Annotated in this window: 9 protein-coding genes, 1 tRNA gene and 1 other RNA gene; 3 read left to right on the top strand and 8 right to left on the bottom strand. The window is 62.7% G+C overall.

The features are described from left to right. Positions 1 to 64: 64 nt before the first annotated feature. Both VKV28_12615 and VKV28_12620 read left to right on the top strand, forming a co-directional pair. Entirely contained in the window at positions 65 to 637 is a 573-nt protein-coding gene (locus tag VKV28_12615; protein ID HLH77639.1) for a LemA family protein, read from the top strand. Between the two features lie 25 nt (positions 638 to 662). Then, positions 663 to 1,667 (top strand): M48 family metallopeptidase, encoded by a 1,005-nt coding sequence (locus VKV28_12620; GenBank protein ID HLH77640.1) that lies wholly within the window; start codon positions 663 to 665, stop codon positions 1,665 to 1,667. 49 nt (positions 1,668 to 1,716) lie between these two features. On the opposite strand, the gene smpB is transcribed toward VKV28_12620, so the two are convergent. Both smpB and VKV28_12630 read right to left on the bottom strand, forming a co-directional pair. Next, positions 1,717 to 2,199: an SsrA-binding protein SmpB gene (smpB, locus tag VKV28_12625; protein HLH77641.1), complete on the bottom strand. Its 483-nt coding sequence runs from the start codon at positions 2,197 to 2,199 to the stop codon at positions 1,717 to 1,719. A 53-nt stretch (positions 2,200 to 2,252) separates the two neighbouring features. Beyond that, positions 2,253 to 2,423 carry a hypothetical protein gene (locus tag VKV28_12630; GenBank protein ID HLH77642.1) on the bottom strand — a complete coding sequence of 57 codons (171 nt, stop codon included), beginning with the start codon at positions 2,421 to 2,423 and terminating at the stop codon, positions 2,253 to 2,255. Between the two features lie 144 nt (positions 2,424 to 2,567). Here VKV28_12630 and ssrA point away from each other — a divergent pair. Next, positions 2,568 to 2,929: a transfer-messenger RNA gene (gene ssrA, locus VKV28_12635) on the top strand. Between the two features lie 160 nt (positions 2,930 to 3,089). On the opposite strand, the gene VKV28_12640 is transcribed toward ssrA, so the two are convergent. The 6 genes from VKV28_12640 to serS all read right to left on the bottom strand — a co-directional run bounded on the left by VKV28_12640 (position 3,090) and on the right by serS (position 8,355). Continuing rightward, positions 3,090 to 3,166, bottom strand: a tRNA-Arg gene (locus VKV28_12640). 110 nt (positions 3,167 to 3,276) lie between these two features. Continuing rightward, positions 3,277 to 4,704 carry an ATP-binding protein gene (locus VKV28_12645; GenBank protein HLH77643.1) on the bottom strand — a complete coding sequence of 476 codons (1,428 nt, stop codon included), beginning with the start codon at positions 4,702 to 4,704 and terminating at the stop codon, positions 3,277 to 3,279. Then, positions 4,697 to 5,437 (bottom strand): response regulator, encoded by a 741-nt coding sequence (locus VKV28_12650; protein HLH77644.1) that lies wholly within the window; start codon positions 5,435 to 5,437, stop codon positions 4,697 to 4,699. The genes VKV28_12645 and VKV28_12650 overlap by 8 nt, the downstream gene beginning before the upstream one ends. Further along, positions 5,434 to 6,120 (bottom strand): phosphate signaling complex protein PhoU, encoded by a 687-nt coding sequence (phoU, locus tag VKV28_12655; protein HLH77645.1) that lies wholly within the window; start codon positions 6,118 to 6,120, stop codon positions 5,434 to 5,436. The genes VKV28_12650 and phoU overlap by 4 nt, the downstream gene beginning before the upstream one ends. An 11-nt stretch (positions 6,121 to 6,131) precedes the next feature. Continuing rightward, on the bottom strand, positions 6,132 to 6,893 hold the full coding sequence (gene pstB / locus VKV28_12660) for a phosphate ABC transporter ATP-binding protein PstB (protein ID HLH77646.1): 762 nt from the start codon (positions 6,891 to 6,893) through the stop codon (positions 6,132 to 6,134). Between the two features lie 187 nt (positions 6,894 to 7,080). After that, entirely contained in the window at positions 7,081 to 8,355 is a 1,275-nt protein-coding gene (serS, locus tag VKV28_12665; GenBank protein ID HLH77647.1) for a serine--tRNA ligase, read from the bottom strand. Between the last annotated feature and the right edge of the window lie 72 nt (positions 8,356 to 8,427).

Here is an 8,427-nt window from a genome sequence, read left to right on the forward strand (position 1 = left end):
AAGAGTCGATAGGCCTGACAGAGCAACAACCCCGCTTTATCGTGTCGCGGGCCAAGAGGAAAACATGGGCGGCTGGATCGCTTTGATCGTAATCGCCATCGTCGCGCTGGCGCTGATCCTGCTCTACAATTCTCTGGTCGGGCTCAAGAACCAGGTCGACGCGGCATGGCGCCAGATCGACGTCCAGCTCAAACGCCGCCATGATCTGATTCCCAACCTGGTCGAAGCTGTCAAAGGCTACATGCAGTTTGAGCGCCAGACCCTGACCCAGGTGGTCGAGGCGCGCGGTCGGGCGATAAGCGCACCCGATCAGGGCGCGCGGATACAGGCGGAAAACCAGCTCAGTGCTGGCTTGGGTCGCCTCTTGGCGGTGATCGAGAATTACCCGCAGCTCAAGGCCGATCAGAATGTACTGCGCCTGCAGGAAGAGCTGACTACGACGGAAAATCAAATCGCCTTCTCGCGCCAAGCCTACAACGACGCGGTGCTGGCTTATAACACTCGTGTCCAGACCTTTCCCGCCAACCTGATCGCCAACAACTTCGGTTTTCTGCCTGCTACCTACTTCCAGGCCGCCCCGGGCGACGAGGCCGTGCCCAAGGTCGATCTGTCGATGGGCGCAGGCAGCCAAGCCTGAGGCCGCCTAGCAAAATCAACCCCGCATGGCCGTCAGTTTTTGGCAATGGGAGCGTACCAACCGGCGCCAGACCGCCTTTCTGGTTGGAATTTTCGTGATTTTCTTCTGCCTTCTCGGCGCGGGGCTCGATTTCGTATTCGGTAACCTGCGCATCACGCCCGAGGGGCTGAGCGGTTTTCCTTTTCTCACCATCGCCGCGTTGATCGTAGCCTTGGTTCAGACCGTCGTCTCATACTACGGTGGCGCTAACCTCATCCTGGCCTCCGTCCATGCGGTGGAGCTGCAACCGGATAGCAACCGCCATAAGGTCGTCCTTGACGTAATCGAGGAGATGCGGCTGGCGGCGCGGATGCCGCCAATCAAGGCGTACGTAATGGCGGATCCGGCGCCCAACGCTTTCGCTACCGGCCGCGACCCGCAACATTCGGTCATCTGCGTTACCCAGGGATTGATCGACATGATGGATCGCGAACAGCTCCAGGGCGTGATCGGCCACGAGATGGCGCATATCCGCGACTACGACATCCGCACCATGATGATGATCGCCGTACTGGTGGGCGGTATCGCGATGCTGGCGGATTTTCTGGCGCGCTGGATGTGGTTCGACGGCTTCGGCGAGCGCGAACGTAGGCGCGATAATGACCAGGGCCAGGCCGGGATCCTGATCGCGCTTGCGGTCTTTGTCCTGGCCGCGATCTCGCCCATCCTATGCCAATTGCTGGCGATGGCGGTGGCGCGCCAGCGCGAATATCTAGCCGATGCTGGTTCGGTGGAGTTTACCCGCAATCCCCGCGCCCTGCTGCGCGCACTGGAACAGATCGCCGCTCACGAATCGCCCCTGAAGAATGCCTCGCGCGGGACCGCCCATCTTTTCATCGTCAATCCGCGCGAGGGACTGCGCGAAGACGATCGCGAGGGCTTCTTCGACAACCTCTTTTCCACCCATCCGCCCCTGCCCCGGCGAATCCAGCGGCTGCGTGCGATGCTCGACGCGCCCGCCGACGCCGCATCCCCGCCCACCTCCGCCTGATCCAGGAGACGGACGAGACTCGGCCGGAAGACCGCCGCCGCGCGGCCGCTCAGCGATTGCGCTCTTTGAGCAGTCGTTCGATCTCCCGCCGGCTACTCTTTTGCGCAATACTCTGGCGCTTGTCGTAGGCGTGTTTGCCGCGCGCCAGCGCCAGCTCGACTTTGGCCCGTCCTCTTTTGAAATAGATCCGCAGCGGCACCAGCGAATAGCCGCGCTCGCGTACTTTGCCCCATAACCGCTCGATCTCGCGTCGATGGAGCAGGAGCTTGCGGGCGCGGGTCTCGGCATGGCTGAACTGGCCGGCCGGCGCGTAGGCGCCGATATGCACGCCCACCAAAAACATCTCGCCACTGCGGATACGCGCGTAGCTGTCGCGCAGGTTGGCCTTGTGAGCGCGCAACGACTTGACCTCGGTGCCGGTCAACGTCATTCCGGCCTCCAGCGCCTCCTCGATAAAGAAATCGTGGCGCGCCTTGCGGTTTTCCACCACCAGCTCATAGCCGTCACGCGCGGCCGCTTGGTTGGAAGCCATTGTCTAACGATTGCTGGAGGCGCCGGCCGATGGAAGCGCGCTACCCTCGCCCGTCACGGGTGGCGCCGATAGACCACAGTGCGTACCTTGTGAACCGGCTTGCCGGCGGAAGGAGGCGGCTTGCCCCGCCGTGCCAGACTGATACCCACCGCGGCCATGATTGCCACCAGCAGTACCACTCCGGCCAACGTGCCGTACAACCATCCGACCAGTAGTTGATCCACGATTAAATGGCGTAGCGCAAACCGTCGGTCGCGGCAAGCTAGGACCCAGCTTGCGACGGCGTGGAGGCAAGCTTAAATTAATAGATGCGTAGCCGTTCGACGACCGAGACAATGGTTCGATCTCGCGATTGCATCTTGCGCGATGGGGGCGAAATGGGTTCGACGGAGGCTAGAGGGTTGCGGTCGCACGCCGGGGTGCTGTTGGTCCCGTTAAACAAACAGCTCTGCGAAATTTACCCGCAGACAATAACGGATACGCTCTGGCGGCCTAAGGGCCGCTAGCGTCCCACTGCAGCTCGCCCATGGCCGCAGAGTGGGGCGTCATTTAGTGGGCTAGGGAAGCGTAGTTCACCGATTGGACGCCACTCCCGAAATTTCAATCGGCTGGCTGGCGGACAGCCCGTCCGTGGGCGGCCCGGTGGCGAGCTAGAGTGCGCGGACTAAGCGTGTAGTGACCACAGTCGGACAGTCTTCGGACGGGGGTTCAATTCCCCCCGCCTCCACCAAAATTCTGTCGGAAATTCGGGCCTTTTTCCGAAGACCCCCTTAGGGGGTCCGGTCAGGGGTCCGCTTTTTCCCCCAACTGCTGCTTCGCGGAGGCTCTCCGGACGTTGCAATGATGCCTCGCCCGCGAACGCAGGCTGCTCATGTGTTATTGAATTCTTTTGGCGCGCCCTGAGGGATTTGAACCCCCGACCCGTAGATCCGTAGTCTACTGCTCTGATCCGCTGAGCTAAGGGCGCGCGCAGGTGGCGTGAAGTTTGGTTTTTATTCGATCCTCGCAACTGGGGCAAGCTTGCTCCCGACCCTGCAGGACACCAAGCGCAGGCTGAGGAAAAAGTCTACGTGACCGCTAGAGCGCGGCGCGGGGAATACCGTTGACGATTGGCGCTCCCGCCGCCCCTTCCAGGGGAAGTCGCACAGTCACCGTGGTACCCTCGCGCACCCGGCTTTCGATCAACAGTTCGCCATGATGCAACTGCACAATATGTTTGACGATCGCCAGCCCCAAGCCGGTACCGCCCAACTCGCGTGAACGCGCTTGATCGACCCGGTAGAAGCGCTCGGTCAGCCGCGGAATGTACTGGGCGGGAATCCCCTCACCTCGATCCGCGACCACAAGTTCGACCCCGTCGCCGCCGGGCGCCATCCGCGCCGCCAGGGTAACAACGCCACCTGAAGCGCTGTACTTGACCGCGTTGTCGAGCAGGTTGATCAGGACTTGATGCAGGCGGTCGTGATCGCCTTTGAGCTCGGGCAGTTGGGGCGGGCAGTCGATCGCAAGGCGAACACCTTGGCGCTCGGCCTGCTCCTGGATAAGCTCGATCACTTCCTCAAGCAGGCGGCGCGGCTGTAATGCCTCGCATCGCAAGGGGGTCAGACCGCGCTCCAGATCCGAGAGCGAGACCAGATCATCCACCAAGCGGGCCAAGCGGTGGGCTTGACGCTCGATAATCGCTAAAAAGCGTTGGCGCGCGTCGGCATTGTCCACCCCCAACAGCAGGGTTTCGGCGTAGCCGCAGATCGCGCTGAGCGGAGTGCGAATTTCGTGGGTGAGGTTGGCGATGAAGTCGCTGCGCAGATTTTCGTAAGCCTTGAGCTGGGTGATGTCGTAGAGCAGCAGGACCCGCGCGGCGCGTCCCGCACCGGCCTCGCCCACTACCCCAGCGGTCACGCGCAAATGACGGATGGCGCCGCCGGGCAAGGCGACCTCGGCATTAGCGACCACCGCGCCGGGCTGCGCGATGGAGCGCTGGAGCAGTTGCTGCAAGGCCGGCTCGCGGCAGATTTCCACCAAACTGCGACCGCGGTAATCGGCCTCGGGCGCCAGCCCAAACAGCTCGCGCGCGGCGCCATTGGTCAACAGGACTTGGCCGTGGCTGTCGGTAACGACCACGCCCTCGGACATTCCACGCAGGATAGCGGAGAGTTCGTTGCGTTGCTCGGCCAGGGCGAGGACCTCGCGCACGAGTTGGTCGCCGGCCGCCAGCAGGTGGTTTTCCGCCCCGCCCATCAGTCGCTCGCTGTGGATCAGGCGCATCGGAGGGCGCTTGGCCTCCAGATCGCGCGCGCCCTGTTCCAAGACTTGAGCGCGCTCCAACAGCAGGCGCACCACCAGCGCGCACATCAGGGCCCCGCCGACCAAACCCAAACCCAAGGCCAGCGCCAGCCACCAGAAACTGAGCGCGCCGCGGGCGGCGACCACTGTCAGCACCAGGGCGGCAGGCAGGATGCTCAGCAGCACGATGGCAGCCAAGCGGCGGATAAAAGTCTTACCCAAGGGCGTCGGGGTTAAAGCGATAGCCCACGCTTCGCACGGTTAAGATCAACTCGGGGCGGCTGTCGTCGCGCTCTATCTGGCAGCGCAGCCGGCGCACGTGTACGTCCACGGTGCGCGGCTCGACGAAGACGTCACGGCCCCAGACCAAATCGAGCAACTGCTCGCGCGAATAGACCCGAGCAGGATGTTCGACGAAAAAGCGTAACAGCTCGAATTCTCGCAGACAGAGTTGACGCCGCTGGCCGCGCACGAAAACCTCGTAACTGCCGGCATCCAGGCGCAGCCAGCCACGCTCGTAGACCGGACCGCTGACCGCCGCCTGCTGAGCCCGGGCTCGGCGCAGGACGGCGCGCAGGCGGGCCACCAATTCGCGCGGACTGAAGGGCTTGACCACGTAATCGTCGGCGCCCATCTCCAGCCCCAAAACGCGATCGACCTCCGAACTTTTGGCCGTCAGCATCAGGATGGGGAGTGCCGCGCTGCGCGCGTTGGCGCGCAACTTTTGACACAGCTCCAACCCCGGCATCCCAGGCAGCATCAGGTCCAGGATCAGCGCGTCGGGCAGCCGCTTGGCCAGGATTTCGTTGGCCTGGACCCCGTCGCCAGCCTCCTCCACCGCGAACCCCTCCTGCTCCAGGGCAAAGCGCACCAAGCCGCGGATATCCTGTTCATCCTCGACTACCAGGACCCGCGCCCCGGCCCCCTGGCGCGACGCTAACGAGGTAGCGCTCATCGGCTGCTCTTATCCATATGCTTGATGGTCTTGCCCTTGACCATGAACACCACCATCTCGGCGATATTGGTCGCGTGGTCAGCTATTCGCTCGAGGTACTTGGAAACGAACAGCACCCGAGTGGCGCGCGAGATGGTGCGCGGTTCCTCGGCCATGTAGCTTAGCAACTCGCGGAAGATCTGATAATTGAGCTGATCGACCTCGTCGTCCTGCTCGATCACCTTTTCCGCCGCTTCCGTGTCGTTGTTGACGAAAGCGTCCAGGCTGTCCTTGACCATGCTCTGAGCCAACGCCGCCATCCGTGGAATGTCGATATAAGGCTTAAGCACGGGCTCGTGATTGAGTTCCAGCGCGCGCTCACTGATGTTGACCGCGATGTCGCCAATGCGCTCCATGTCGGTGGTTATCTTCAAGCTGGTGGTAATAAAGCGCAGGTCGCTGGCCGCGGGCTGGCGCAGGGCCAGCAGGCGCAGGCACAGCGCGTCGGTCTCGATATCCATGCGGTTGACTTCGCCGTCGCGCGCGATGGTGGCGCGCGCCAGTTCGGAATCGCGCTCCACTAGCGAGCGCACCGCGTCGGCGATCTGGCGCTCCACCAAGCCGCCCATCTGCAGCAGCAACGTGCGCAGACCGCGCAGCTCTTCCTCGAACTGGCGGTTGGTGTGGGGATGGTTAGTATCCATCGTCTCGCCCCTCAGCCGAAGCGGCCGGTAATGTAATCTTCAGTCTCGTGCCGGGTGGGATTGGTGAAAATTTGGTTGGTATCGCCAAACTCGATCAGGTCGCCGCCCAGCAAAAACGCGGTGGCGTCGGAAGCGCGCGCCGCCTGCTGCATATTGTGGGTGACCAGGACGATCGTATAGTTGGCGCGCAACTCCAAAATCAGTTCCTCGATACGGGCGGTCGAAATCGGATCCAGCGCCGAGCAAGGCTCGTCCATCAACAGCACCTCTGGCTCGACCGCTAGCGCGCGGGCAATACACAGGCGCTGCTGCTGACCGCCGCTTAGGCTGACACCGCGGGCCCGCAATTTGTCTTTGACCTCCTCCCACAGCGCCGCCTGGCGCAGGCTGCGCTCCACCACTATATCACGTTGGGCGTGAGAAAGGCCGCGCCCGTTGAGGCGCAGGCCGGCGGCGACGTTGTCTTCGATCGACATGGTGGGAAATGGCGTGGGCTTTTGAAATACCATTCCGACCCGCCGCCGGATCATGACCGGATCGATCCCCGCCGCGTAGATGTCCTCACCGTCCAGATGTACCGCGCCGCTGACCCGCGCTCCCGGCGTGACTTCGTGCATCCGATTAAGGCAGCGCACCAAGGTGGATTTGCCGCAGCCCGAGGGACCGATGATGGCGGTCACCCGATTGGCGGCGAAGCCCACCGTGATGTCGCGCAGGGCGGCGTGCTTGCCAAAATACGCGCTTAGGCGGCGCAGATCGAGTTTCGCCGTCATCGCGCCGCCCTCAGTTTTCCCCGCCCTCGCATGCCAAGTACAAGCCGCGCCAAAGCCTCGCGTCCATCTCTTCGAGCCAGCGGCAAACCCAGGACATCACAACGGGGCACATAAGCTCTGCCACGATATAGCGCGCATTTGTTACAGATATGTGACGCCGCCACGAATTAAACTTGAAGCCAACCGCTCAGTTCGCCGGCTCGATCAGCTCCAAGCCGCCCAAGTAGGGTCGCAGCACGGGAGGCAGCGCGATCGAGCCGTCGGCCTGCTGATAGTTTTCCAACAGCGCGATCAAGGTGCGAGGCAGCCCCAAGCCCGAGCCGTTCAAGGTATGAACCAACTCGGGCCGCCCGCTGCGTTCGCTGCGAAAGCGGATCTGGGCGCGGCGCGCCTGAAAATCCCAGCAATTCGAGCACGAGCTGACCTCCAGCCATTCCCCCACTCCGGCTGCCCACACCTCGACGTCGTATTTGGCGGCAGCAGCAAAGCCCAAATCTCCCGTACACATCTGAATTACCCGAAAGGGCAAGCCCAGCCGCCGGCAAACCTCGCAGGCGTCTTCCACCAGGCTCTCCAATTCCTGGTCGGAGTGCTGTGGATGGACCAGCTTGACCATCTCGACCTTGTCGAACTGATGGCCCCGCTTGATCCCGCGTACATCGCGCCCGGCGGACATTTTCTCTCGCCGAAAGCAGGGCGTGTAAGCGGTCAGATAAATCGGCAGCCGTTTTTCCTCAATTATTTCTCGCGCGTAATAATTGGTCAGCGGAACCTCGGCGGTAGGAATGAACCAATAGTCCTCTTCGACGTCGCGGTACATGGTATCGCGAAACTTAGGCAGATGGGCGGTGGCGGTGACCGCCTCGCTGTTGACCATCAGAGGCGGGGCCAGCTCCAGGTAGCCCTGTTCGCGTTTGAGATCGAGCATCAAGGAGATCAGCGCCCGCTCCAGCCGCGCGCCAACGGCGGTCAGAAAATAAAACCGGCTGCCGGCAAGCTTGACCCCCCGCTCGAAGTCGATGAGTCCCAGGCGCTCGCCCAATTCCCAATGGGTGCGCGCTTTGAAGGGCAGCTCTTTGACCTCGCCTTCACTGCGAACGATCCGATTTTGGCTGTCGTTGTCGCCCACCGGGACCCAGGGGCGAGGTAGGTTGGGCACCTCCAGCATCGCTTGCAGATATTGCGCCTCGGCGGCCGCCAACTCGCGCTCGCCCGCGGCGATCTGTTCGCCCAAGACGCGCATCTCGGCCCGTCGCGTCTCGCGCACCTGTGGCTCGGCCTGTCCTATCTCCTTGGATTGCTTGGTGCGGCTGGCACGCATTTCGTCGAGTTGATGCTGCAAGCGGCGCCGAGCGGTGTCCAGGGCCAATAACCGCTCCAGCTCTGCGGCCGGATAACCGACCTTGGCCAGCTCCGCCCGCGCACCCTGGGGATCGTCACGTAATAGCCTGATATCCAGCATCAAAACGCGTCCTTGATTACTTCCAGCCGCCAGCGCCGGCGCTGCGCGTCGATCGCAACCACATCAAAGCGG

The sequence above is a fragment of the Candidatus Binataceae bacterium genome, assembly GCA_035294265.1.
Taxonomy (GTDB): Bacteria; Desulfobacterota; Binatia; order Binatales; family Binataceae; genus DATGLK01.